Raw genomic sequence first — 25,018 nt, forward strand, 5'->3', positions numbered from 1 at the left:
ACTTGAGTTGATATAGAGGATAAAAAGAACGCGGGAAACCATAGTGACAGTGCAACATTTGCACCATCAAGTAAGCTTTTAAGCTGCTAATGAGGAAATAGCCTAAGCGATAGGGATCAAAAACATCAACCAACATAAATGATGATTTTGGCGACACAAATGATAACAAAGAAGCACCAGCAATTGGCAAAAAAGTACCGATATGCCCCAATAAAAAGCGCCAAAAGAAAAGCCTTGGCGCCTAATATAACCAAATAGAATTGAGCTACTGAAGTTGGCCAACAAAATTGCAGGGCTTATGGCGACTATCTAGCTGTTCTTGAATAATTTTTTTCCAGGCGGTCGTGCAGGCACCGGTAGAGCCCGGCAGACAAAAAATGAGGGTGCGGTTAGAAAAGCCCGCCGTGGCGCGCGACTGGATTGTGGAAGTGCCTATCTCCTCATAGGAGATCTGCCGAAATAACTCACCAAAGCCCACCACGGTTTTATCGAACAAGGGCGTTACCGCTTCCACCGTGGAATCGCGCCCCGCAAAGCCGGTGCCGCCAGTAATCAATACTACCTGCGCCGCTTTATCGACTATCCACTGCGAGAGCACGGCGCGAATTTGGTAAATATCGTCGATCACCAAGTCCCGCGCGTGAAGTCTGTGGCCAGCGGCCGTGAGCATATCCTGCAATGCTTGACCCGAGGTGTCAGTGTCAAAACTGCGTGTGTCGGATACAGTGAGAATACAAATATTGAGCGGGGTAAATTCTTTTTGGGAAGACATAAGCAAAACTCAAAATAACGTAATTATCGAGGCACTCACCTCAAACTCGAAGCACCTTAATCGCTCCAAACCTTCAATTCTTTTTTACACATCAGACCGACAAGAAACTCCAGCGCAACCTCGAGACATTAAATATTCATCAGCCCAGCGAACTATTGCTCTTTTCCTCTACAAGCTCATCACCCGCCCGTCATATTCATAAAGCGCAAAATTTGCGGCTCATCGGCATCCAAATCAAACTCGTGTTTTTCTGGCTTGTGCGCCATAGCCTCAACAATCCGTTCACGCAATTCAACCAGAGGGTTTTCACTGGTGCGTAGCGCTGCGCGCAAATCTACTGAATTCTCCTGCCCTAAACACAGCAACAAGCGACCAACTGCAGTGACGCGCACACGGTTGCAGCTGCTACAAAAATTATTGGAGTGAGGTGAAATAAAGCCGATGCGCGAACCATAACTAGGCACCTGCCAATAGCGCGCAGGGCCACCATTGGCATCAGCCGCCGCAAACTCTGGCTGCAAGGACAATTCGCCTGCAATAAGCTCGCGTAGTTCGGCGCTGCTCATAAACTCTGCTGCTCGACCATGGCCATCAATACGCCCAAGCGGCATTTCTTCGATAAAACTAATATCCAAACCTTCATTCAGTGCGAAGCGCACCAAATCGACCACCTCATCGGCGTTGTAATTCTTTAAGGCAACACAATTAAGCTTAATACGCGCAAAGCTCGCCGCTTGAGCGGCCTTTATACCTGCCAACACTTGATTCAGATCACCAAAGCGTGTCAGTTCACGAAAGCGCTCAGGCTTAAGGCTATCCAAACTAATATTGAGGCGTGCAACACCCGCATCTTTTATCGCCTGCGCATATTGCGGCAAGTGTGTACCATTGGTTGTGAGGCACAACTCCTCTAGCCCCGGCAACTGCCCCAAGTGCTGTAAAAGCTCAATAATGCCACGACGAACCAGCGGCTCGCCGCCGGTAATGCGCAGCTTTTTTACCCCCAGCGCTACAAACGTAGCCCCTAGGGTCGAGAGCTCTTCAATGCTCAACACCTCTGCGCGCGGTAAAAATGTCATATCTTCAGCCATGCAATACACGCAACGCAGATCACAACGATCAGTGACCGAGAGACGCACATAGGTTATGGGGCGACCAAAGCTATCGATTAGGGACATATATAAGGAAACAACTCATTGGTAATCACAGGGCTTAGGGAATACTCTAACAGCTAAGCCTTCAACGGCAAGCGTTCAAGCGTTAAGGTTCAGTACAAAACGCCACACAAAACCGCTCATAAACATTCCAACATACACGATCAAATATCAGCACTTGCTCACAAACCAAGTATGGGTACAGCCTAGCAAGTGCAAACAAGGCGCCAAGTATAAGCTGCTCAATACCTAAAGCGTGCTTGAAGTGAAAAAACCAGACAAAAACAGCGCGCCAAAATAGGGAATTAATTTTTCAACGATCATAAGCGGCAAGAAAAACCACTCAAAAAAGTTCCCCTTACCAGAACCACTAACGTACAGAGTGAAGGTCAACACTTAAAAAACCAAAAAGGCACCAACTTAAAACACCGTGCACCACCACTTTGCGCGGAATTGGAGCATATCGCACATCTTAAAAAAATCATATTTGCTCGCTATTAGCGCACCTTTGCACCAACAAAAAACACAGCACTCTCCTCTACACAAACACCTATCTCTTTACACAATCCAACCCAGCCCACTTCATTTACCTAACGCAATGATTAATAAAGACTTTTTAAATAACACCCCTAATAAATAAATATGGCACTCACTTTGCAGTACCCCCTGTAGTTACAAAATTGCAGCAGGTGCAGCATCATGAATCATCAAATCTCATCATTACGTTTTTCGCGCAACCTAAATCCTTCACTCCTCACTGCCTTAGGGCAAGAGCTAAGGGCGCCCGAGCAATTGGCAAAAAGCGCTAACGAAAAACTCCCACCCATTAAGGTGAGTTTTGACAACAGCACCCATGAGCGCGCACTCAGTACCAAGCCGGGCAAAGTCTGGCTAGTAGGTGCAGGCCCCGGCGACGCCGATTTGCTGACCATCAAAGCACTGCGCGCCATTAATGCTGCGGATATTATTTTTTACGATTACTTAGTAAGCGATGACATTCGCGCACTCTTCCCCACGGCAACGCCTGCCTTATACGTTGGCAAAGCAAAAAATCAACACAGCATTGCCCAGGGCGATTTAAACCAACTGCTGGTAAATCACGCGCAACTCGGCCTGAACGTTTGCCGCATCAAGGGTGGCGACCCCTTCGTATTTGGTCGCGGTGGCGAAGAATTATTGGAACTGCGCAGCGCCGGCATAGAAGCAGAAGTTGTACCCGGTATCACCTCTGCCTCTGGTTGCAGTACCTATGCCGATATTCCGCTGACGCATCGCGGCTTATCGCAGGGCTGCACCTTTGTAACCGGCCACGCTGAAAAAAGTTTGGATGTGAATTGGAATGCGTTAGCGCAACTGAATCACACACTGGTGTTTTATATGGGCCTAACCCGCGCAGATGAAATTGCCAGCAAGCTACTCGCTGGTGGACTCGCGGCCGACACGCCCGTAGCCATTATTGAAAACGGCTGCCGCAAAAATCAGCGCGATGTTATTACCCAGCTCGATGATTTTCCCGCTGCGGTATTGCGCGAGCAAGTGCAATCGCCCGCTCTGATTATTGTCGGCCAAGTCGTAAGTATGAAAGAGAAATTACAACAACAAGTGTGGCAGCACTCAACTGCTAACGAACAACAATTTTTATTAGCCTAATCTGAAGCACAGGTGAGCCCGTTATGAAGAAGCGTATAGTAGTTGTCGGCAACGGCATGGTAGGACACAAATTTATTGATAACATCGTCAATCACGCTGATGCTGATCAATATCAAGTCGTTACTTTTTCCGAAGAGCCGCGCCTCGCTTACGACCGCGTGCAGCTCTCTAAATATTTCTCTGGCTCAACAGCAGAAGATTTGGCCCTGACCAATGCGGATTACTACAACGAAAAATCGGTTGAGTTTATCCTGAAAGATAAGGTCGTTGATTTGGATTTCGACAATAAAGAAATCATCACTGCATCAGGTCGCCGCGAAGGCTACGATAAATTAATTCTCGCTACCGGCTCATTCCCCTTTGTTCCGCCCATTCCAGGCAACAACGGTGAACACTGTTTGGTATATCGCACCATCGAAGATTTAGAAGCCATCACCCACTCTGCTACTCAGAGCAAAATTGGTGTCGTCGTCGGCGGTGGCCTACTGGGCCTTGAAGCGGCAGCAGCACTAAAGGCCGCGGGCCTTGAAACTCACGTCGTAGAATTTGCGCCGCGTCTAATGGCCGTGCAGCTCGACGAAGGTGGCGGTAAATTACTGCGCCGTAAAATCGAAGCTATGGGCGTACGTGTACACACCCAAAAAGCCACCACCGAAATTGTGGCCGGCACTGAAACTCGCTACCGCATGAACTTTGCCGATGGCAGTCATTTAGAAACCGATATGATTTTGTTCTCTGCCGGTATTCGCCCGCAGGACGAACTGGCGCGCAAGTGCGGCATCGAAATTGGCGAGCGCGGCGGCATAGTCGTCGACAACAACTGCCAAACATCTGTTAAAGATGTATTCGCCATTGGCGAATGCGCACTCTGGAGCAATCGAATTTATGGATTAGTTGCACCTGGCTATCAAATGGCGAAAGTCGCCGTTTCCGCTATCACTGGCGGCAGCGATGAGTTCACCGGCGCCGACATGAGCACCAAATTAAAATTGCTCGGCGTAGATGTGGCTTCAATTGGCGATGCTCACGGCAACACTCCTGGCTCACTCAGTTACACCTACAGCAACGATGTAGAAGAGGTGTACAAGCGTATTATCGTCTCTGCAGACAACACAAAATTACTCGGCGCCGTGCTCGTAGGCGATGCAGAAGGTTATGGCACCTTGCAACAAATGTGTGTCAATGACATGGCATTGCCCGAAGACCCTAACTGCCTAATTCTTCCCTCCGTTGACGGTGCCGGCATGTCTATCGGCGTTGATGCCCTACCCGATGCTGCATCAATTTGTTCATGCTTTGATGTAACCAAGGGCGCCATCTGCTGCGCCGTGCAAGATGGCGCGCGCACCATGGGTGACATCAAGTCAGTCACTAAAGCATCTACTGGTTGCGGCGGCTGTACCGCACTAACCAAACAAGTTATGGACTCTGAGTTGAAAAAGCTCGGGGTAGAAGTAAGCAATCATATTTGCGAACATTTCCCGCACTCGCGCCAAGAATTAGCCGACATAGTGCGCATTAAAGAAATTAAATCTTTTGATGCGTTACTCGATGGGCACGGGCACGGTTTGGGTTGTGACATTTGCAAACCCGCTGTTGGTTCCATTCTCGCCGCCTTCTGGAACGAATATGTTCTGGATGAAAAACACATAGGCCTGCAAGACACCAATGACATTTTCCTTGGCAACATGCAAAAAGATGGCACCTACTCAATCGTACCGCGTGTTGCGGGCGGTGAAATCACCCCTGACAAATTAATCGCCCTCGGTCAAATTGGTAACGAGTACAAACTCTATACCAAAATTACTGGCGGTCAACGTATCGATTTATTCGGCGCGCAGTTACATCAACTGCCCACTATTTGGAAAAAACTTATCGATGCAGGCTTCGAAACCGGCCACGCCTATGGCAAATCATTACGTACAGTTAAATCCTGTGTAGGCAGCACCTGGTGTCGCTACGGTGTGCTCGACTCGGTGGGCATGGCCATTGAATTAGAAAACCGCTACAAGGGTGTACGTGCACCGCACAAAATTAAATTTGGTGTATCAGGCTGTACGCGTGAATGTGCGGAAGCGCAGTCTAAAGACTTCGGTGTTATCGCCACTGAAACGGGCTGGAGCTTATATGTGTGTGGCAACGGTGGCATGCGCCCACGTCATGCTGACTTATTCGCCACCGGCTTGGACAGCGAAACACTGATCAAATATATCGACCGCGTCATGATGTTTTACATCCGCACCGGCGACCGTTTACAGCGCACCTCGGTATGGCTGGAAAATATGGAAGGCGGCTTGGCTTACCTGAAGAAAGTCATCATCAATGACAGCTTAGGCCTAGGTGCTGAGCTGGAAGAACAAATGTCTTACAACATCAGCCAATACCAATGCGAGTGGAAAACCACCGTAGAAAACCCAGAGCGCTTGAAACGCTTCCAACACTTTATTAACAGCAAGGCGCAAGACAACAACCTTGCCTATGTGTTGGAGCGCGGCCAGCCGCGGCCAGCGACTGAAATTGAGCGCCAGGCTGAAAATATTCAATTCGTGGAATTAGTCGATTAAATTTTGATTAGGCATACTGCGCGCAATCACTGCGCGCGGTTTATCAACATTATTGTTAAGTGAGAATTATGATGAGTGACAAACCTTGGATTAGCGTCTGCGAACTCGACGACCTGCTACCCGACACCGGCCTCTGTGCATTAGTCAACGATCAACAAGTTGCACTGTTCCGCTCGCGCCGCTTAAACGAAGTTTTCGCTATTTCTAACTACGACCCCATAGGTACCGCCAATGTTTTATCGCGCGGCATCCTAGGCTCTATAGGTGATGAAATTGTAGTGGCGTCTCCGCTTTACAAAGAGCACTTTAATTTACGTACGGGTGAGTGCTTGGAAAAACCGGAATTTACCGTCAAGGTTTACCCCGTGCGCATAGATGATGGTTTGATACAAGTCCAAGCCTAATTACTTATCATTCTTTTTGAAGATTGTTTTGTCTGCGGTTTTTAGTTAAAGACTTTTATGTTTTATGAGCATCTCTCCCAGCTTCTTCGACTGCTTCATGAGTCGGCTTTATGGGCAACCTTTTTAGGTTGCCCTTTTTTATGGCCAGAGAAAGAGTAACAACATACGTTAATTTAAAGTGAAATTAATAGCTAGGCCGGCGCTGCGCGGTGGATTATAAAATCCACGCGGGACACCAATAAAAGATTCAGAGCGCTGCCTCAGATTGACTTCATCTGTGAGGTTTTTAACCCATACAGAAATATCCCAGCGAGAATTTAGTTCCACACCCAAGCGAGCATTTACTTGAAACTGTAAAGGTATGGTGTTTTCTGGTTTATTATTGGGATTCGAAAAGTAGCGGGCCGAATAACCATAATCCAAGTGCCCATAAATCTCCGTATGACCGCTGTAGGGCTTACTGAAATCTAACGCCACAAAATAACTATACTCAGGCGCATAAGGTAAATATTTTTTGTCATAATCAACACCCAGCCCCCCACCATTTTTAAAGCTATCGAATTTTGCCTGAGTAAACGCGGTATTTATACTTAATCTCAAGGCGGGTATTAGCTGCACACCGACATCCAGCTCGACGCCCTGAGAAGTTACTTTACCCGCATTGGTTAACGAAAGAAGACTGCCTCCAGCCCGACTAGGCACAAACTGAAATACTTGGAAGTCGCGCAGCTTAGTGACGAAGAGTGAAGAATTAATGGTAACCTGCCCATCTAGAAACTGCGTCTTGGTGCCTAACTCATAATTCAGCGCATACTCAGGATCAAATTGGAAATTTTCCAACGAAGTTATAAAATCCGCGTTCCAACCACCGCTTTTATAACCCCGCGCTATGCTACTGTAGAGTAAAACATCAGGACTCAATTGAAAGTTAACTGCAATTTTAGGTAGTAATTCATTAAACGATTGCTTATCGCGTAGGTGACTCGTATTAATAAATAAACCCGTAGTATCTATACTTGAATAATCTATCGTTTTTTCTTCGTACAGGTAGCGAGCACCGCTGGTTAGATTCCAACGTTCACTCAGCACATAGGCACCATGTACATAAATCGCAGCAGACTGCACCCCTGCGGAAGCGGGCGTAGTGACAAATTTATTAGGGGCTGGGCGAAAATACATTCCCGTGGTGGCACTGCGCTGCGTTGAAATATCTTGATCGAGAAAATAAGCGCCCAGCACGTAATCAAACCGATCATATTTCGGAGATGCTATACGAAACTCTTGTGTTATCTGTTCAGTGCGCTCATCAAATAAGCTAGTCGCCACATCCAACGGTGAGTAATCCTCCTCGCTCAACTCACTAAATTCGCTCTCCCGCAGCGCGCTAATGGATGTAAATTGATAACCGCTAGCCGCCTCGTAAACAGCCTTAAGGCTCCCCCCTTGCAATTGACGCTGCTCAAACTCATCCGCATCATGAGCCACCACATAAGGCTCTGGCGTATTCGTATAACGACTTCCCAGTGCCTCAGCGTTAGTCGCCTTGGTATTATCTTTCAGGTAATCAAATCCCAAATCTAGAATTACGCTCTCTATTCCAAGATAGCGTAGCTTTAATTTTGCAACATCCCTATCTGCACCTTGAAGCGCTCGATGTAGAGTAAGATTCTGTATATAGCCATCCCGCTGCTGAGTAGCTAAGAGCAGGCTACCGTAGAGATCATCACCGAAAGGGATATTTATTTTTCCCATCAGCGAGCGCTGGTCGTAATCTCCCGCCTCCATGTGTAGCACTGCATCGAATCTATCAGTTGGTTTCTGCGTAATGATATTAATAGCGCCTGCAAGTGCATTTGCTCCCGCCAGAGTCCCCTGAGGGCCACGCAATATCTCAACGCGCTCTATATCCAACAAGCCCTGATCAAAACTAGATGAGCGACCCGTTAATACATCATCAATATAAACCGCTACGCGTGCATCCATACCGATGTTGCGCGAAAAGTCCCCAATCCCTCTAATAGCAATCTCACCGCGAGTGCTGCGCCCGCCCCGCCCAAAATTTATATTGGGGACCGTTGCCTCCAAGTCGGTCAAGGAGTTCGCTCCAGTTCGCACTAAAAAAGTCGAATCATAAACACCTATAGCCAAAGCGAGCTTCTGCACATTCTCATTACGCATCTGCGCACTCACCAACAGTTCCTCCACTACAGGAGTAACTGTCTCATTTGCAGAAGAGGGAAGAGCACAGGCTGCATAAAGAACAGCAAAAACAACATAAAGCCTAACACCTTGGCGGTTAGTAGAAGCTCGCAACATAGGAAAGATGTTCTCGGAGAATAAAAAGCGCATTACTAGGATACGCACTGAAGATGAAGCTGCAACAAAGTGTCAAGCCGCTGCAGCTTTAATGGCTTTTCTAAAAAATCATTAAATCCTTTCGCCAGCAGCTCAGTCCGTTTAGCCCCTATAGGCATATCGGTTAAACCCACCACTAATGACTCCGCATTTATTCCCTGGCGCAATTCTAAAGTTGCCTGCTCGCCATTCATTTTGGGCATTTGCAAGTCCATGAGAATCAAGTCATAGCGATTCAATTTACACAGAACCATAGCTTCGATTCCGTTGCTCGCATAATCAACTTGATACAAAGGCGACAATAAACATTCAGCAATATCTCGATGAATAGGCTCATCATCAACCAAGAGTACCGATGTAATCACCTTAGGCAATGACCCCACAGCAGGCTCATCAAACAACTCTTCAACCGAATCCAGCTCAGCAGGAAACAAGGCTTCACCGAGGCACTTCACCTTAGCTTGAACAATACTCAAATTATTTCCCACAAGTGCCGGCGCAGCAAGCAAAGCATTCAGCACCTTTTCATCCGGAGGTAAATACTCACGCGCCAAGCCCGTGCGAATTAATGCTTCCAATAGTGGCGGCAAATACTCCTCTAATAGCGCCACATTCATTTTCGCAACCAATAAAGGTGTAGCTAGATCATGCAGCAATGTGGCTTCAGCATCCACTACGGCTAGGGAGCTATCGACCAACTCATCGGGAGTTCTCACTTACACCTCGTAAATATTTAATGGCAAATCATCGGCCAAGCTCAAGCGCAACGTTCTACAAATAAGAAACACCAAAGAGTTCATTCGCTCATGCCAATAGCGCTCGCTTAAACCTGCAGCACCCTCATTGAAAAGCGAAGCCACGGCTTCAGTCGCTTAAAGCGCTTTTTAATGCTGCATTCAACCATTAAGCGGGAAAAAATCAAAGTGTTGTTTTAGGTCGCATATTTTTTGAGCATAATGGAATTCGGTGCCAACCCACAAGAGCAATCAAGTGCCAAACACACCGATTTGTCGCATAAAGACACAAGATAAACTTTGGCGAATACCGTAAGAAAATTAAAACCATTCAAAAAACCATTAAGGGGCCTTAATTATGTTAACAAACAGCATTCAAACATCTGATATACGCAATAATGATTACTATAGCGCCATAGCGAAAGGTCCTATGCTTGATAGGGTATATACTATGCGTTACAGGAGTTATAGTGCTGAAGGATATATCGAAGAAAACTCTTCTCATAAGTTTATTGATGAATATGACAACAAACCAAATAGCATCTGTTTTTTAGCCTATCACGCAACTAAAGCAATAGGATCCATGCGAGCATGCGTTTACAACCCGATGGAAAAACTTGCGGTCCCCATAATGGAAGTCTTCGACGAAGAAATACAATACAATGTGGGGTATGAACAGCCATTTGTTGAAATGAATAAGTTTGTAGTCGATCCAGTATTCCAAAGAAAAGGTGGTATGCATGCGCGCCTGATGTTAATGCAATCAGTGCTAGATGAATCGATTAAACAATCAGCTTCATCTGTTTTAGTCGCTGTCAGGCCCGAACACACCCGATTTTATAAAATTTTTGGCGGAAAAGTGATCTCAGGTATTAAATCTTACCCACACTTAAGCTTTAAAACCGTTTTAATGGTATGTACCGAATTAGAGTTAGCGCAAGAATTCTTACTGAAAAAATTACGAGCAGCATAGACATATGATTCAATACTTAATAACGGCAATTATTGATATTGCCGTAGGTATTTTTGCCATATCAAAAAAAGAAAACCCTGCAGCAAAGGCTCTAGGGTTTACTATTTGCTGCCTAGGATTTTGGTCGCTTGAGTTGTTTTTTTTAACATCTATAAAAAATCTAGAGCTATTAAACATCTTATTTCATGTCACCAGATGGGGGATGTTCCTTGCTCCATCTATATTCACAGTACTAGCATGGAGGCTACTTGGCAGCAGATCAATTGTTTTTAAAAACTACGTCATCATTCCAAGCTTTTTAATAAGTATTGCCTTGGGTTTGAGCAACCTTTTTCTATTCCCGTCCACTTTAATTGAAACTAAAGTAGGCTACCTTCCAAAACCAGACTTCATCTATTACGCATTTTCAGCCTATTTTATCTGGTGCTTTATGGGATCGCTAGCTCTAGTCACACTTTCCTATAAGTCTGCGCTTAGCCGAGAAAAACAAAGATTAAAATGGATTTTTATAACCTTAGCAGTATGCTTTTTAATTGGAACACTACTCATTGGGGTTATGCCACATGATTTTTATCTATCTAAATTTATGGGCCCGATTTCAAATATAATATTTGTTGCTTTTCTATTTTACACAACCATTGAACACAACCTTATGGATCTTAGAGTGGCGCTAAGCGTTAGCTTATCTAAAGCGCTTTTGCTCAGTTTTTTTGTTTGGCTTTACTTTGTCGTCACCTCTGTTGTAGGTGATCACACACAATCCAACGGTGGCATTCTCGTGTTACTCGCTTTTGTGGCGCTCATATTGGAAACTTACCCTCGGCTGCTACGCTGGATCCTACCGAATGCAAAAAGAATTCTGGTTAAAAATAGCTATGAATTTCGTCAAACACGACTAGATACAGAAAGAGCTCTAAATGACTCAACAAACTTCTTAACGATGAAAGAGGTGTTAGACCATCTTTTTACGAAAATAATTCGAGTTAAAAACTATCAAATTCAATTAATAGGGTCCGAGGTATCAAGCCTTAACAATAGTGGGAAATTCAATAATTCACCCTTTGGGTACACTGAAGAAACGAGCGCACTGGCAGCACATTGCAGCAAGCAGCATGGTCTCAGCATGGCAGATGAAATGCCAGAGCTCCTACAAATTGAGATGAAAAAGAATAACGCATCCTTGTGCTTTGTGGTTTTCAATAATGAAAAGGCATTGGCTATTGTTTTTGTAGGCGCCCCAGCAGACCTTTCCTATTATCGTTATGATGACATCAGAATATTTGAATGGCTAACCAGCGAGCTAGGTCAAGTATTAAATCGCTTGATCCGCTTAGATAGCATGCAAAATCAATTAGCGGAAGCAAAGAAAACTCTATCTATGTTGAACCTCATGAATCACTACCATCATGACATAAAGGCACCATTTACCATTATTGATGGCGTAGTATCCAATGACATTTACGACAAAGAAAAACAAAAAAATATCGTGTTAGCACAAGTAGAGCGGGGATCTCGTCTCATTGCCACCATGGCGGGCATACTCGGAGGCAAGCATCAGCGCAAAGTTAAGTCATGTTCACTGGAAACGCTTGTGAAAGACTGCCTGTATATTTTTGAGGCTTCGATTGACCGAGTAGATTACAACTTTGCTGGATTGCCTATTATTAAGGGTGACGAAGATGACTTAAAAATCTTATTTATTAATTTAATTAAAAATGCAGTTGAAGCACGTCACGCCAGCAAGGACCTGCACTTAACAGTAAAATCATGGAATGAATCAGGCAATATTTATTTATCTATCAGCGACAACGGTATTGGCATGACGCCAAGCCAACTCGACAACTTGTGGGAGCCTGGCTTTAGCAGTAAAGAGCGGGGTAATGGCATAGGCATGCAGGCCATACAACGTATTGCCGACGAACATAACGCAAAAATCGATGTGTCTAGCCAAGCGGATAACGGTTCAGAGTTCATTATTTGCTTTGCCGTAGCCCAAACAGCTATGCATACAGAGCGGTCCACGGGTGGCGACAGCAATAGCGATGAGCTAGGTAACAACAAGGAAGAGGAAAAAAGAAACAGTCGTATCTAAGCCACGGACCAACTGCTCAAGAAACGAATAAGCCCATTTGCATTCAGGCTAGCTAGCTGTAATATTGTAAAGGAACCGCTGAATAACTAACATGCTTACTCTGGTACCGTTAAATTTGTTCTCAAAATGCTCATTTATTCCAACAAACCCCACTTTTCGAACAATTTCTCCTAACCATAGCTGCGCTGCAAACATTTTTCAGAGATTCTCTAGGTATAATAACCTAGCAAGACCAAGAACATAGGACGATACTGAGACCCTGGAGTCAGCTTGAAATCAAAAATCCCACTCTGCTTCTACCCTACCCAAATTGTATTTGTTGATGACAACTCCGATTTTTTGGATAGTATTTCACTGATTTTTTCCAAGCACTTCAACCTAAAGTTTTTCACTCAAGCCGATGCCGCCCTAAAATACATCAATGACTTACAGCGCGAAAATCGAATCGTTGAGAATAATGAAAAACCAAAACCTCAAGGGGAGTCTGACAACTGGGTAAAGCAGGTACTGACGCATCGCAATCTAAAACGCTACGATGCACTGAAAATCCGAGAGGTTTCTGTACTTGTGGTGGATTATTCAATGCCTGAAATTAACGGGATTGAATTTTGCGAAAAAATAAATAACTCATCGATTAAAAAGATTCTACTGACAGGGCAAGCCAGCGCGAAGGAAGCCATAAGGGCATTCAACAACAATACAATCCACTATTACCTAAATAAAGGCGACGAGCATATGCTCGAGGAACTCGAGTCCTCTATTCGTCAATTACAACAGGCATACTTTAACGAACTATCCAGCAGTATCAAAGCTGAAGCTATTGACAGTGGGACTCCATTTTTTGCTGACCCACAATTGGCGCACTATTTTCAAAATGCCTGCAACACCTACAATATAGCCGAGTACTATTACCTCACCAACCCGTCCCGATTTGCATTGAGCGCACAAGATGGCAAGCAGTTTTTATGTGTTATTTGTACTGAGGACGATATAGCGGAACATCTACAAATTTTATCTGAGGAAAACGCACCTAAAGAACTTTGCAACACAATTGAGACACGAAAGTTTATTCCGCTATTTCCTTCAGAAGATGGATTTTATGAACCTAGTATCGGCAACCCCATGTCCTACCTACACCCAGCAGATCTCATCCAAGGCAGCGTTAATTATTATTGTGCTATCTTTGCTGACACCAGCGGGACGCCCGCTTCGACTACACCCAAAACAGGGCACCTTCACTAAGCAGACAAGCAATAGGTTTAACGCTAAAAAAAATTATTGCGGGACAAAAGATGGCGCAATGAGGGCTCTTCACAACAAGTTATGTAAGGCCCCACGGCTTAGCGCATAAACTTTCTTTTAAATACACTCGGAGACATACCTGCCCATCGCTTAAAAGCGTTGGTGAAGCTCGTTCTGTCAGAAAAATTTAAATATTTTGAAACCTGATCAACGCGCATGCCTTCATCGATTAAAAACTTAATGGCATAGTGAAAACGCACATCATCGCGCAACTGAGCAAAACTCGTATTTTGACTTTGTAAGCGACGCTGTAGGGTGCGTTTGGTGAGGTGCATATCGCCTGCAATTAGCTCAATTGTTAATTCGGTTTGCCTCACGCGCTGACACAATGCGGCGACAACACGGCTGGATATACCTTCGCAATATGGGATTTTTGCTAAATCTAAATACTCTTCATAGGTTAATTGCTGCTGAAGCAATTCACCCTCATTCGTAAAGCTATTATTATAATTACGCTGCAATTGAATCATTGAGCCTCTCCTTACATTGTTTGTCATCTTGTGTGTTGACTGGATAACGCATCCTGACCTTTAACAAATCCTAGTTGGTGCTAAAAGCAATTACAGCACTCTGTGACTATACCATATCAACTAGTCGGTAAAATAATACGCCTATCATAAAATGCGCCAAAATGGCACCTAAACCACCACTTTCACATAAAAACTTTGCTTATGCTTTTTTAAAAAAGATTTGATATACGATTTACAAATATATCCACGCATCATTCAGCCAAAGAACGCTATATGAAGTACCGCCCGCACACTATCTAGCCATTAAATTTTCTATTGTTGCCAACCTGCACCAGAAAAACTCTATCCACCTCCAAGCCAGTACAAATACTTATCTGTGACTCACGCCCCTTTTTATTCGCTTTTTACGCTTGTGTACTAGCATTTATTTGGCTAGGATGTAACCGATTACAGTTGTTCGCGCAAGTCCATGCTTTTGGTCTAATTATAATTATTTGATTCCGACGCTACACACCCAGTCGAGAATCTGCAGCCAAACAGTATGAGGTTAACGCTGTAATGTCCCGTTGAATTAGGAGCACACCTCCAAGTCCATAGGGTTTTATTTTGCTCTTACTTTTATAAGTCTTTTTAAGATGCCCGAGACACCGCCAAGCGGCACCTCTCAATTAAATGCTTTTACATATAAAGCCAGCTATTCGGCTGCCTTGGTTGCATATCTTTCGATTACTCAACAATAGATGCAATGGTTAAACCTGTACACAACTCCACATTACATCGCTTAGCTTGACTTGCGCCGCGGTAAAAAGGCGTGAGCGAGAAAACAATAACATCAACGCGCAAACGCTTTTGCTTCCGCAATGAGCGCCAATGCACTGGGAACCCTCTTATGAAAAAAATTAACAATCACTTCCTTAAAAAAACCGCATTTGCAGTACTGACCTCCACACTTGCAGTTCAGGCTTTTGCTGGCTGGAGCGTTAGCGGAACACAAATTCTCGATCCCAAAGGCAATAACTTTGTCTATCGCGGTGTAAACCATGCGCACACTTGGTTTACTGACAGAACCACCCAAGCATTAAAAGACATAGCCGCCACGGGTGCCAACTCAGTGCGCGTAGTACTCAGTAACGGCACCCAATGGACGCGCAACTCTGGCGCAGAGGTCACATCTATTATCAACCAGTGTAAGCAGTTGAAAATGGTGTGCATGATGGAAGTACACGACTCAACGGGCTACGGGGAAAAAGCTGAAGCAACCAACATTTCCAATGCCGCAGCTTACTGGGTAAGTGCTGACATCAAAGCAGCGATGATGGGCCAAGAAGACTACGCGATCCTCAATATTGCCAACGAGCCCTATGGCAACAGCACCACAGCAACGACATTCACCAACGAAGTATCCGCAGCGATAAAAACAATTCGCAATGCTGGCTTGACCCATCAAATCGTGGTGGATGGCCCAGCCTGGGGACAAGATTGGCAATACATAATGCGCGATAACGCGGCAACGATTTTTAATGCCGACCCGCTAAAAAATGTGGTCTTTTCTGTGCACATGTATGAGGTATACAACAACGCAAGTCGCATTCAAGAGTATTTCAGCACCTTTCAAGCTAAAGGCTACCCCATTATTGTCGGTGAATTCGGGACCGAAAATAACGGCAACAATGTAGACGAAGCGTCGATTATGCAATTTGCACAAGATCGCGGCATTGGCTATATGGGCTGGAGCTGGTCGGGAAATGGCGGTTGCTGTGAACCCCTGGATATAGCGACGAACTGGAATGCAGCTCAGCTAAGCACCTGGGGCAATTTCCTTATCAACAGTGCCAATGGCATTAAAGCTACGTCTAAACTGGCGACTCATTTTTCAGGCACCACACCAGCGAGCAGCTCGGCCAGCAGTATTCGCTCTAGCGTCGCGCCCAGCTCTGTACCGCGCAGCTCTACAACACCAAGCTCTGTTGCTTCAAGCACGGCAACAACAGGCGGCCAACAATGTAATTGGTACGGCACGCGCTATCCTCTCTGTGTAAATAGTACGAGCGGTTGGGGTTGGGAAAGTAACAAGAGCTGTATCGGTAGCAGTACTTGTACGACTCAACCTGCACCTTACGGAATTGAAGGCGGTAGCCCAACAAGCGCCACACCTTCATCTATCGCGCAATCCTCTGTCGCCCCGTCATCAACACCGCGCTCATCAGTAGCACCTTCATCAACACCGCGCTCTTCAATCGCTGCATCCTCTAGCAGCGCGGCGAACAATGGTGGTTTAAGTTGCAGCTATGTAGTGACTAACTCTTGGGGCGGTGGTTTTACTGGCGCTATTCGCGTGACTAACTCAGGCACAGGTACTCTCTCCGGCTGGAAAGCGACCTGGCAGTTCTCGGGCGCCAATCGCATTACCAGCAGCTGGAATGCGAATGTCTCCGGTTCAAACCCCTACACAGCAACCAATCTTGGCTGGAACGGTAATTTAGGTGCTGGCCAAACCGCTGAGTTTGGCTTCCAAGGCAGTACTAATGGTGGTGCAGTAGAAACTCCTGCAATAACTTGTCAATAAGTTCCTAATTTAGGGCCCTAAGATATAACAACGCCCGCAATTGCGGGCGTTGTTATATCTAATCGCCAATCTAAAAAAATCACAGCATTTTCAATAGTTCTTTTACGTGACTCACGTGGCGACGGCTGATAATCGGCCTCTGCGCTACATCCGCTAAGCGCACCTGATACTGGCCTTGCGCCGCACGCTCTATCGCCTCTATATGCCCAACTGACACCAACGCATTGCGATGAATCCGCAAAAAACGTGCACCAAATTCTTCTTCTAGCTCTTTAAGTGTGTCATCGAGTAGATGCTCACCATTGCGGTGAAAAACGGTAACGTATTTGTTGTCGGCAACGAAGTAGCGAATATCATCTAAAGGAATTAACTCTACCCCACGGCGCGTTTTAGCGCTGATATGCGAACGCTGATTCGCAGCCCCTCCTTCAACATTTTTTTGCGCTGCGACACGTTGCACCTTGTTTAAACGCTGCGCCTTTTCCAACACCTGAACCAGCTGCTCCGCTTTAACCGGTTTTAATAAATACCCTATAGCTTCAGTGCTAAAGGCATCGAGTGCATACTGGTCGAACGCCGTGCAAAAAATTACCGCAGGCGGATCTTCAAGCGCGCTAATGTCCTGCGCCAAACTCAAACCATCGCGCCCCGGCATGCGTATATCCAACAGCACTATATCGGGATCGCATTCACCCAAAACGATCAGTGCATCCTCCGCATTATCGGCTTCGCCTACGACACAACAGTCGGGCACCTTGGCCACCATGCGCGCCAAACGCTCACGCGCGAGGGGCTCATCATCAACAATCAACACGTCCATAATTTTCTCAATGGCTCAACTTGTTTAATGGTTTAGTTTTCTAAAAGATATATTTTTTCAGATATTTAACGGACAAAATATGTAGGTAGTAAATACGCCATTCTCCGCACTGCTCGAAAGCCGCGCCGCTGCGCCGTAATGCGCCTGCAGGCGGCGGCGAATATTATCCAAAGCCATACGATTGTGGCGCGCCTGCTGCTCCAGCGCACTCTGCCGCTTAACCAGAGGATAAGGATTAATAATCACTATGCTTAGCAACTTATCATTTTGCGCTACCTTTAAAGTAATAGTGCCGCCCTTGGGCAGCGGCTCTATTCCATGAAAGATGGCGTTCTCCATCAATGGCTGCAACATCAAGCTGGGAATTTTTAACGCGTCATTGCACTTGCCCAACTGCCAATCCACCTTGAGGCGTCGCCCTAAACGCAGCTGCTCTATATCCAAATAGTGCTGACATAACTTAAGTTCACGCGCGAGCGGAATTAAAGTCGGCTCGGCGAGGCTGGCGCGAAACAGTTCGGACAAATCCTCGACTACGCGTTCAGCGGTATCGGGCGCCGTAGCAATTAAACTCGCAATTGAATTCATACTGTTGAACAAAAAATGGGGCCGAATACGCGATTGCAGCGCTTGAATACGCGCCTGCATCTCTGCCTGCTGTTGATTGCGTAGCTGCTGCTGCACGTAGAGATAGCGCAGAGAAATGCCCGCTAAAATTGCACCTATAGCCATATTATTCAGCAGCTGCCAAGCGTCGAAACTGCCCCCACCCAAGCCATCGCCCGCCAGTAGCCACTGCCCGAGCACTGACAGCAAAAGCGTAATCGCCAACACCAAACCATAGCAGCTGATCCCCGCATGGAGCGGGCTGACGCGCCCCAACCAAGAGCGCATACGGCAGAGCACCAGCGCACTCAACAAAACTACCCACACAATTTGTACCGAGATAATAGCCAAGATATCCCAGCCGAAGTTCTTTAACCCGCTGTGACTAACACTGAGCAACAAGGCCATTAATTCAGCCACCAACACCAACAAAAAGAGCGCTTGGCTATTACATAAATCGGGTAAGAATGGCGTGAATATCTGCCCATTTTTTGCGGTATTCGCGGATGCTGATTGTTTGTGGTCGCTAGCGCTTGGCGTTGATTTCATATTTATCTCGATCATCGACCCTTAAGGTGCAAGGCTTGGGCTATAATGCCCGCCCACGCGAAAATCCAACTAGTGTAGTGTAGTTGGCCCCGCTGCGGCGGCGCGAATTCTCTTAATTCTTCCAGTTTGTGGACACTTCCTCATGAGCCAAAACGATCAGCCCATCAAACCTTGGGGCGGCCGCTTCACCGAAGCGACCGATGCCTTTGTTGAACGCTTTACCGCCTCAGTCGATTTTGATAAACGCCTTTATCACCACGACATAAACGGCTCTATCGCCCACGCCACCATGTTGGCGAAGGTCAGCGTATTAACTGACGCCGAGCGCGATCAGATTATTACCGGTTTGGAAGACATACGCGCAGAGATAGTCGCGGGCAAATTCAACTGGTCAGTTAGCCTTGAAGATGTGCACATGAACATCGAAGCGGTACTGACTCAACGCATCGGCATCACCGGTAAAAAGCTTCATACCGGACGCTCACGCAACGATCAAGTAGCCACCGATATACGCCTCTATTTGCGCGATGAAATCGACACTATCGCCAAAGAGCTGACGCGCTTACAGCAGGGCCTACTGCAAGTGGCAGAGGCCAACGCGGCCACCATCATGCCCGGCTTTACCCATTTGCAAACGGCGCAGCCAGTAACCTTTGGGCACCATTTGCTGGCGTGGTTTGAAATGCTGCAACGGGACTATTCGCGCTTGATGGACTGCCGCGCGCGCATGAATCAATTGCCGCTGGGCGCCGCCGCCTTGGCGGGCACCACCTACCCAATTGATCGCGCTTACGTTGCGCAACTACTGGGCTTCGACGCGCCCACTGAAAACTCACTGGACTCCGTGAGCGATCGCGACTTCGCCATTGAATTCAGTAGTTTTGCCAGCATTCTGATGATGCACTTGTCACGTGCGAGTGAAGAGCTGGTGCTGTGGACCTCATCGCAATTTAGCTTTATTAATTTACCCGACCGCTTTTGCACCGGCTCATCCATCATGCCGCAGAAGAAAAACCCCGATGTACCCGAGCTGGTACGCGGTAAAACGGGGCGCGTTTATGGCCATTTGTTTTCACTGCTGACACTCATGAAGTCGCAGCCCTTGGCTTACAACAAAGACAATCAAGAAGACAAAGAGCCAATTTTTGATGCGATTGATACTGTAAAAGATTGTCTGCGCGCATTTGCCGACATGATCCCCGCGATTGAACCACGCAAAGATAAGATGCTCGAAGCCGCCAAACGCGGCTTCTCTACCGCGACCGACCTTGCCGACTACCTCGTGCGCCGCGGCGTTCCCTTCCGCGATGCTCACGAAATTGTCGGTAAGTCAGTCGGTTATGGAGTTGAAACCGGTAAGGATTTGTCAGAAATGACGCTGACCGAATTACAGCAATTCTCTACCGAGATTGAGCAGGATGTATTCAGCGTATTAACCCTTGAAGGCTCAGTTGCCGCGCGTAACCACATTGGCGGCACTGCACCGGCGCAAGTTACGGCAGCTGTCGCGCGTGCGCGCACCAAGCTAAGCCAGCGCGCTTAATCGGGCACTATGGCGCGATAAAACATAAAAAAACGGGCCTGGGGCCCGTTTTTTTATGTTACTTAAGATGAAAACTACACAGCAAAACGCGCAATTTCAGTCTCCAAGCCACGCGCGGAGGCATCCAAACTCTTCGCCACCTTATTCGACTTTTGTGCATTTTGATTGGCCGAGTCGACTAAACGTACAACGTTTTGCACATTTTTATCAATTTCTTCCGCCGCATAGCTCTGCTCTTCCGCCGCTGTCGCTATTTGCATATTCATGCCCAAAATAGCGCCTATAGATTTCGATATTTGATTAATCGACTCACCGGCATCACCGGCTAGGTTAAGTGTGTCCTCAGCTTTATCCTGACTGATTTTCAAAGCTTGAGCCGCCGCCGCCGCGCCGCGCTGAACGGCTTCAATAATCTGCTGAATTTCGGCTGTCGATTCTTGAGTGCGCTTAGCCAGTGAACGCACCTCATCCGCTACCACGGCAAATCCACGGCCCTGCTCACCGGCACGAGCAGCCTCAATAGCTGCATTGAGCGCGAGTAAATTCGTTTGTTCGGCTACATTTTTAATGACATCCAACACACCACCAATACGTGTTGTATCTGTTTCCAACTGGGCCATAACCGCCCCCACATTATCAACTTCAACACTCAACTGATTTATAGCCGTTAAGGTTCCTTCCATTTCTTTCAGGCCCTTGCGCGCGCAGTCATCAGCACCCTGAGCAGCACTCGCGGCACCACTGGCATTATTCGCCACTTCTTGTACCGTCGACGACATTTCATTGATAGCCGCCGAAACTTGATCGGTAGAATGATGGCTTTCTTCAGTGAAGCGCACCAAATCCGCCGCGCTCTGCGTGATTTGTTGGGAGTTGTCCAGCAGCCCCGCGGCCGACACTTTAACCGCCCGCACGATTCCCGCCACCCCCTGCTGCACCACGTCTATCGATTTATTCAAGGCCGCCAGCTCACCGCGTTGATTTAGCTGGAGCGAGTCGCGAAAGTTGCCTGTAGCCAAGCGTGCCAAATGTTCATTTATTTTCTTTAAAGGCTCAATAAGATTCTTATTCAACGTCAGCCATACTACAAACAACACCAACACACCACTCGCTATCACCCAAAAACTAGACCACATACTGATAGAACCACTGCGCTCAACATTCTGCTTCGTTTGCCGTGACACTTCGGCGCTGATCAAGGCGGCAGCCTCATCTAGCAGTCGACTCGGTTCGCGATCGATCCCTGTCACCGCATTGTCGCCTGCACTGGGATCGAATCCCGCATCTTGATAAGCCTGCAAACCAGTTTGATACTTTTGATAGAGCGCCTGATGCTCACGCAAAAAATCGCTTACCAGTCGACGACTTTCATCTTGTGGCAAAGCACTTACCAGGCTTGCGCCCTGTGTTTCAATTTGCTTATGGAGCACATCAAACTGCCCCCAATATTTTTGCAATTTGTCGGGTGCCTTACCGCGCAAAAGTACATTTTTCCACTCCTGCACCTGCAATTTGAAATCAAAATTTAACTGATTAATTGTCCTTTCATAGGCAATAGGTTGCTGCACCATCAGGTTGTAGTCACCAATAGTACTTTTGAGCTGCGCTATTGCAATACTACTGATGATAACAACTAAGGCTATACCACCCCCTACAGCGAGCAGGAGGCGTCCTTGAATACTGGCATTGGATCCAAACATACTGTTAATTCTCCGAAATAAAGCGGCAGGACTCTAAGTGTAGTAAGAATTACCTAGGCTGCAGAATAATACTGAGGCAGATAATTCCAAGGCGTGTAGCCCCAATCAACAATTTAACGGCTGCAGCCCCAATCTCTTAAGTCTATTTTTCGCCCCCTCCCCCAAAAAAATGACAGACCAAAGCCTAGTGAAGTAGTGCCCAGAAACAAAAAGCGCCCTAGAGAATAAGCAATAAATACTTATTCTCTAGGGCGCTAGGGCAATGCTATAGCTGCATTCAAAGCGACCAGATGGCGCTTTAATTGTCTTTTTGGATGGATTAGTGCTTTACACTGAAGTCACAGGACGCTTGATGGTTTTGACACCATCAGCACTCGCCAGCAAAAGTACATCAGCACCAGCGCGCGCAAACAAACCATTGGTCACTACACCGGTGATTTGATTAATAGTGGCCTCCAATCCCGGCGCATCGGTGATGGCCAAGTTATACACATCCAAAATAACATTGCCGTTATCGGTTACCACACCTTCGCGATAGACCGGCGCACCGCCAAGTTTCACCAACTCACGCGCGACATAAGAGCGCGCCATAGGAATCACTTCAACAGGCAGAGGGAACTTACCCAACACATCAACCCACTTGCTGGCATCGGCTATACAAATAAACTCTTTGGCAATAGCGCGCACGATTTTTTCGCGGGTGAGCGCTGCGCCGCCACCTTTAATCAACTCAAGCTGTGGATTGGCTTCATCGGCACCGTCCACATAAACCACTAATTCGCTCACAGAATTGCAGTCCAATACCTCAATACCTAATTTTTTAAGTCGAATGGCTGAAGCTTCGGAACTCGCTACTGCCGCCGCAAAGCGGCCCTTAACAGCACCAAGATAATCGATAAAGTAATTGGCGGTAGAGCCAGTGCCAACCCCCACAATCGAATCGCTAAAGAGCTTGGGGGTAATGTATTCAACGGCGGCACGTGCGACGGCTTGTTTTAATTCGTCTTGAGTCATGGATCTTCTCAATAATAGTTGGCGATCGATTTGGGATAGCGAGAGATTAGGCAGTAAAACTGCACGCATTATACGGAATTTACGCCACCAAACAGCTATTGAGCATGTAAGAAGCGGGCAAATTGTTTACACTGGTGGGCTATTTTCGCTCATGTACCCTCTTAAGTTAAAAAGAAGCCCTATGCCCGAGTCTTACATAAAACGCATTCTCAACGCCCGTATTTACGACCTCGCCGTGGAAACGCCACTCGATGAAGCACGCCTATTATCCGCGCGCACCAACAACAAAGTGCTGCTTAAGCGCGAAGATCTGCAGCCCGTATTTTCGTTCAAACTGCGCGGCGCCTATAACAAATTGCAAATGCTCAGCGAAGCTGAACGCGCGCGCGGTGTGATTGCCGCCTCTGCGGGCAACCATGCGCAAGGCTTGGCGTTGGGCGCTCAGCACCTAGGCATTAAAGCCACCATCGTGATGCCGCGCACTACCCCGGCGATTAAGGTCGATGCGGTAAAAGCACGCGGCGCCAAAGTGGTATTGCACGGCGATAGTTACGATGAAGCCTCAACCTACGCCAAAAAGCTGGTGGAAGAAAAAGGTCTCACCTATGTACACCCCTTTGATGACCCCGATGTGATCGCCGGCCAAGGCACCATCGCCATGGAAATTCTGCGCCAGTATCCCGGTAAAATCGATGCGATATTTATCGCTGTCGGCGGCGGCGGTTTGGCGGCGGGGATATCCGCTTACGTGAAATACCTGCGCCCCGAGATCAAAATCATCGCGGTAGAATCAGAAGAGTCTGCTTGCTTAAAAGCCGCGCTGGAAAAGAAAAAGCGCGTCATATTACCGCAGGTAGGCATTTTTGCCGACGGTATAGCCGTGGCCCAAATCGGCGAAGAAACCTTTCGCATATTGCGTAAAACTGTGGATGAGTGCATCACCGTTAACAACGATGAAATCTGTGCTGGCATTAAGGATATTTTTGAAGACACCCGCTCCATCGCCGAACCTGCAGGTGCAACTGGCGTTGCAGGTTTGAAAAAGTACGTAGCGGAAAACAACATCAGCGGCCAAACCCTGATCGCCATCGACTGCGGCGCCAATATCAATTTTGATCGCCTGCGCTACATTTCTGAGCGCACCGAATTTGGCGAAAAGCGCGAAGCTATTTTAGCGGTGACGATTCCGGAGCGCCCCGGCGCCTACAAAGAGTTTTGTAAAGCGCTGGGCAAACGCAACATCACCGAATTTAACTATCGCTATGCTGACAGCAAAGCCGCCAAGATTTTCGTGGGCGTACAGGTTGCCGCAGGCGGGCAGGATCGCATTGAGCTTTTGGCCGACTTAAAAGCGCAGGGGTACGACTTTGTCGACATGACTGATAACGAATTGGCCAAGCTGCATATTCGCTATATGGTGGGCGGCCATGCGCCGGACGTGACCGACGAAGTGCTCTATCGCTTCGAATTCCCCGAGCGGCCCGGCGCGCTGCACACCTTCTTAAACAAGGTCGCTGGGCGCTGGAATATTTCGCTCTTCCACTACCGCAACCACGGTTCAGCCTCAGCGCGCGTGGTTGTCGGCATGCAAGTACCGAAAAAAGAATCTGCAGATTTAAAAGTATTTTTGAACGAGCTTAATTATCCCTATTGGGATGAAACCAAAAACGAAGCCTATAAATTCTTTTTGGGTTAAGTATTCGTAAAAAATCAACACAATAAAAAACGGCGACTCGCAAGGTCGCCGTTT

At 47.0% G+C, this 25,018-nt stretch carries 19 protein-coding genes; 9 read left to right on the forward strand and 10 right to left on the reverse strand.

Going from position 1 to position 25,018, the window contains the following annotated elements; translation table 11 throughout:
- Window positions 1–265: 265 nt before the first annotated feature.
- Complete coding sequence (gene moaB / locus AC0KUT_RS18850; protein ID WP_488831967.1) at window positions 266–772, reverse strand: molybdenum cofactor biosynthesis protein B; 507 nt, start codon at window positions 770–772, stop codon at window positions 266–268.
- Between the two features lie 179 nt (window positions 773–951).
- Window positions 952–1,950 carry a GTP 3',8-cyclase MoaA gene (gene moaA, locus AC0KUT_RS18855; protein WP_488831969.1) on the reverse strand — a complete coding sequence of 333 codons (999 nt, stop codon included), beginning with the start codon at window positions 1,948–1,950 and terminating at the stop codon, window positions 952–954.
- A 675-nt stretch (window positions 1,951–2,625) separates the two neighbouring features.
- Here moaA and cobA point away from each other — a divergent pair.
- The 3 genes from cobA to nirD all read left to right on the forward strand — a co-directional run bounded on the left by cobA (window position 2,626) and on the right by nirD (window position 6,544).
- Window positions 2,626–3,576 carry a uroporphyrinogen-III C-methyltransferase gene (gene cobA, locus AC0KUT_RS18860; protein WP_488831970.1) on the forward strand — a complete coding sequence of 317 codons (951 nt, stop codon included), beginning with the start codon at window positions 2,626–2,628 and terminating at the stop codon, window positions 3,574–3,576.
- Window positions 3,577–3,599: 23 nt separating this feature from the next.
- A complete protein-coding gene (gene nirB, locus AC0KUT_RS18865; protein ID WP_488831971.1) occupies window positions 3,600–6,140 on the forward strand; it encodes a nitrite reductase large subunit NirB in 2,541 nt (846 codons plus the stop codon).
- A gap of 71 nt (window positions 6,141–6,211) precedes the next feature.
- A complete protein-coding gene (gene nirD / locus AC0KUT_RS18870; RefSeq protein WP_488835788.1) occupies window positions 6,212–6,544 on the forward strand; it encodes a nitrite reductase small subunit NirD in 333 nt (110 codons plus the stop codon).
- A gap of 168 nt (window positions 6,545–6,712) precedes the next feature.
- On the opposite strand, the gene AC0KUT_RS18875 is transcribed toward nirD, so the two are convergent.
- Genes AC0KUT_RS18875 through AC0KUT_RS18885 form a run of 3 tightly spaced genes read right to left on the reverse strand, consistent with a single transcriptional unit; the run spans window position 6,713 to window position 9,759 of the window.
- On the reverse strand, window positions 6,713–8,860 hold the full coding sequence (locus AC0KUT_RS18875; protein ID WP_488831972.1) for a TonB-dependent receptor: 2,148 nt from the start codon (window positions 8,858–8,860) through the stop codon (window positions 6,713–6,715).
- A 35-nt stretch (window positions 8,861–8,895) separates the two neighbouring features.
- Entirely contained in the window at window positions 8,896–9,615 is a 720-nt protein-coding gene (locus tag AC0KUT_RS18880) for a response regulator (RefSeq protein WP_488831973.1), read from the reverse strand.
- A complete protein-coding gene (locus AC0KUT_RS18885) occupies window positions 9,616–9,759 on the reverse strand; it encodes a hypothetical protein (RefSeq protein ID WP_488831975.1) in 144 nt (47 codons plus the stop codon).
- Window positions 9,760–9,991: 232 nt separating this feature from the next.
- Here AC0KUT_RS18885 and AC0KUT_RS18890 point away from each other — a divergent pair, with 232 nt between their 5' ends.
- From AC0KUT_RS18890 to AC0KUT_RS18900, 3 genes are all read left to right on the forward strand, one after another.
- Window positions 9,992–10,606, forward strand: coding sequence for an N-acyl amino acid synthase FeeM domain-containing protein (locus AC0KUT_RS18890; RefSeq protein WP_488831976.1), 615 nt, complete (start codon window positions 9,992–9,994; stop codon window positions 10,604–10,606).
- Between the two features lie 4 nt (window positions 10,607–10,610).
- The gene (locus tag AC0KUT_RS18895; RefSeq protein WP_488831977.1) at window positions 10,611–12,698 is read left to right on the forward strand and encodes an ATP-binding protein; all 2,088 of its coding nucleotides are present in this window, start codon (window positions 10,611–10,613) and stop codon (window positions 12,696–12,698) included.
- Between the two features lie 270 nt (window positions 12,699–12,968).
- Complete coding sequence (locus AC0KUT_RS18900) at window positions 12,969–13,940, forward strand: response regulator (protein WP_488831979.1); 972 nt, start codon at window positions 12,969–12,971, stop codon at window positions 13,938–13,940.
- 98 nt (window positions 13,941–14,038) lie between these two features.
- Here AC0KUT_RS18900 and AC0KUT_RS18905 read toward each other — a convergent pair whose 3' ends face one another.
- Complete coding sequence (locus AC0KUT_RS18905) at window positions 14,039–14,470, reverse strand: helix-turn-helix domain-containing protein (protein WP_488831981.1); 432 nt, start codon at window positions 14,468–14,470, stop codon at window positions 14,039–14,041.
- 889 nt (window positions 14,471–15,359) lie between these two features.
- On the opposite strand from AC0KUT_RS18905, the gene AC0KUT_RS18910 reads away from it, so the two are divergent.
- Complete coding sequence (locus tag AC0KUT_RS18910; RefSeq protein WP_488831983.1) at window positions 15,360–17,036, forward strand: cellulase family glycosylhydrolase; 1,677 nt, start codon at window positions 15,360–15,362, stop codon at window positions 17,034–17,036.
- 79 nt (window positions 17,037–17,115) lie between these two features.
- Here the strand turns inward: AC0KUT_RS18910 and AC0KUT_RS18915 are convergent, their stop codons facing one another.
- Together AC0KUT_RS18915 and AC0KUT_RS18920 are read right to left on the reverse strand one after the other, a co-directional pair.
- The gene (locus tag AC0KUT_RS18915; RefSeq protein WP_488831986.1) at window positions 17,116–17,856 is read right to left on the reverse strand and encodes a LytR/AlgR family response regulator transcription factor; all 741 of its coding nucleotides are present in this window, start codon (window positions 17,854–17,856) and stop codon (window positions 17,116–17,118) included.
- A gap of 57 nt (window positions 17,857–17,913) precedes the next feature.
- Window positions 17,914–19,011: a sensor histidine kinase gene (locus tag AC0KUT_RS18920; protein WP_488831988.1), complete on the reverse strand. Its 1,098-nt coding sequence runs from the start codon at window positions 19,009–19,011 to the stop codon at window positions 17,914–17,916.
- Window positions 19,012–19,153: 142 nt separating this feature from the next.
- Between AC0KUT_RS18920 and argH the strand changes: the two genes are divergently transcribed.
- A complete protein-coding gene (argH, locus tag AC0KUT_RS18925) occupies window positions 19,154–20,554 on the forward strand; it encodes an argininosuccinate lyase (RefSeq protein WP_488831990.1) in 1,401 nt (466 codons plus the stop codon).
- Between the two features lie 74 nt (window positions 20,555–20,628).
- On the opposite strand, the gene AC0KUT_RS18930 is transcribed toward argH, so the two are convergent.
- A complete protein-coding gene (locus tag AC0KUT_RS18930; protein ID WP_488831992.1) occupies window positions 20,629–22,254 on the reverse strand; it encodes a methyl-accepting chemotaxis protein in 1,626 nt (541 codons plus the stop codon).
- A gap of 327 nt (window positions 22,255–22,581) precedes the next feature.
- Entirely contained in the window at window positions 22,582–23,268 is a 687-nt protein-coding gene (gene rpiA / locus AC0KUT_RS18935; RefSeq protein WP_488831995.1) for a ribose-5-phosphate isomerase RpiA, read from the reverse strand.
- A gap of 181 nt (window positions 23,269–23,449) precedes the next feature.
- Here rpiA and ilvA point away from each other — a divergent pair, with 181 nt between their 5' ends.
- Window positions 23,450–24,964, forward strand: coding sequence for a threonine ammonia-lyase, biosynthetic (gene ilvA, locus AC0KUT_RS18940; RefSeq protein ID WP_488831996.1), 1,515 nt, complete (start codon window positions 23,450–23,452; stop codon window positions 24,962–24,964).
- The last annotated feature ends 54 nt before the right edge of the window (window positions 24,965–25,018 follow it).

It is taken from the genome of Cellvibrio sp. 25HG11W-0, assembly GCF_057815475.1.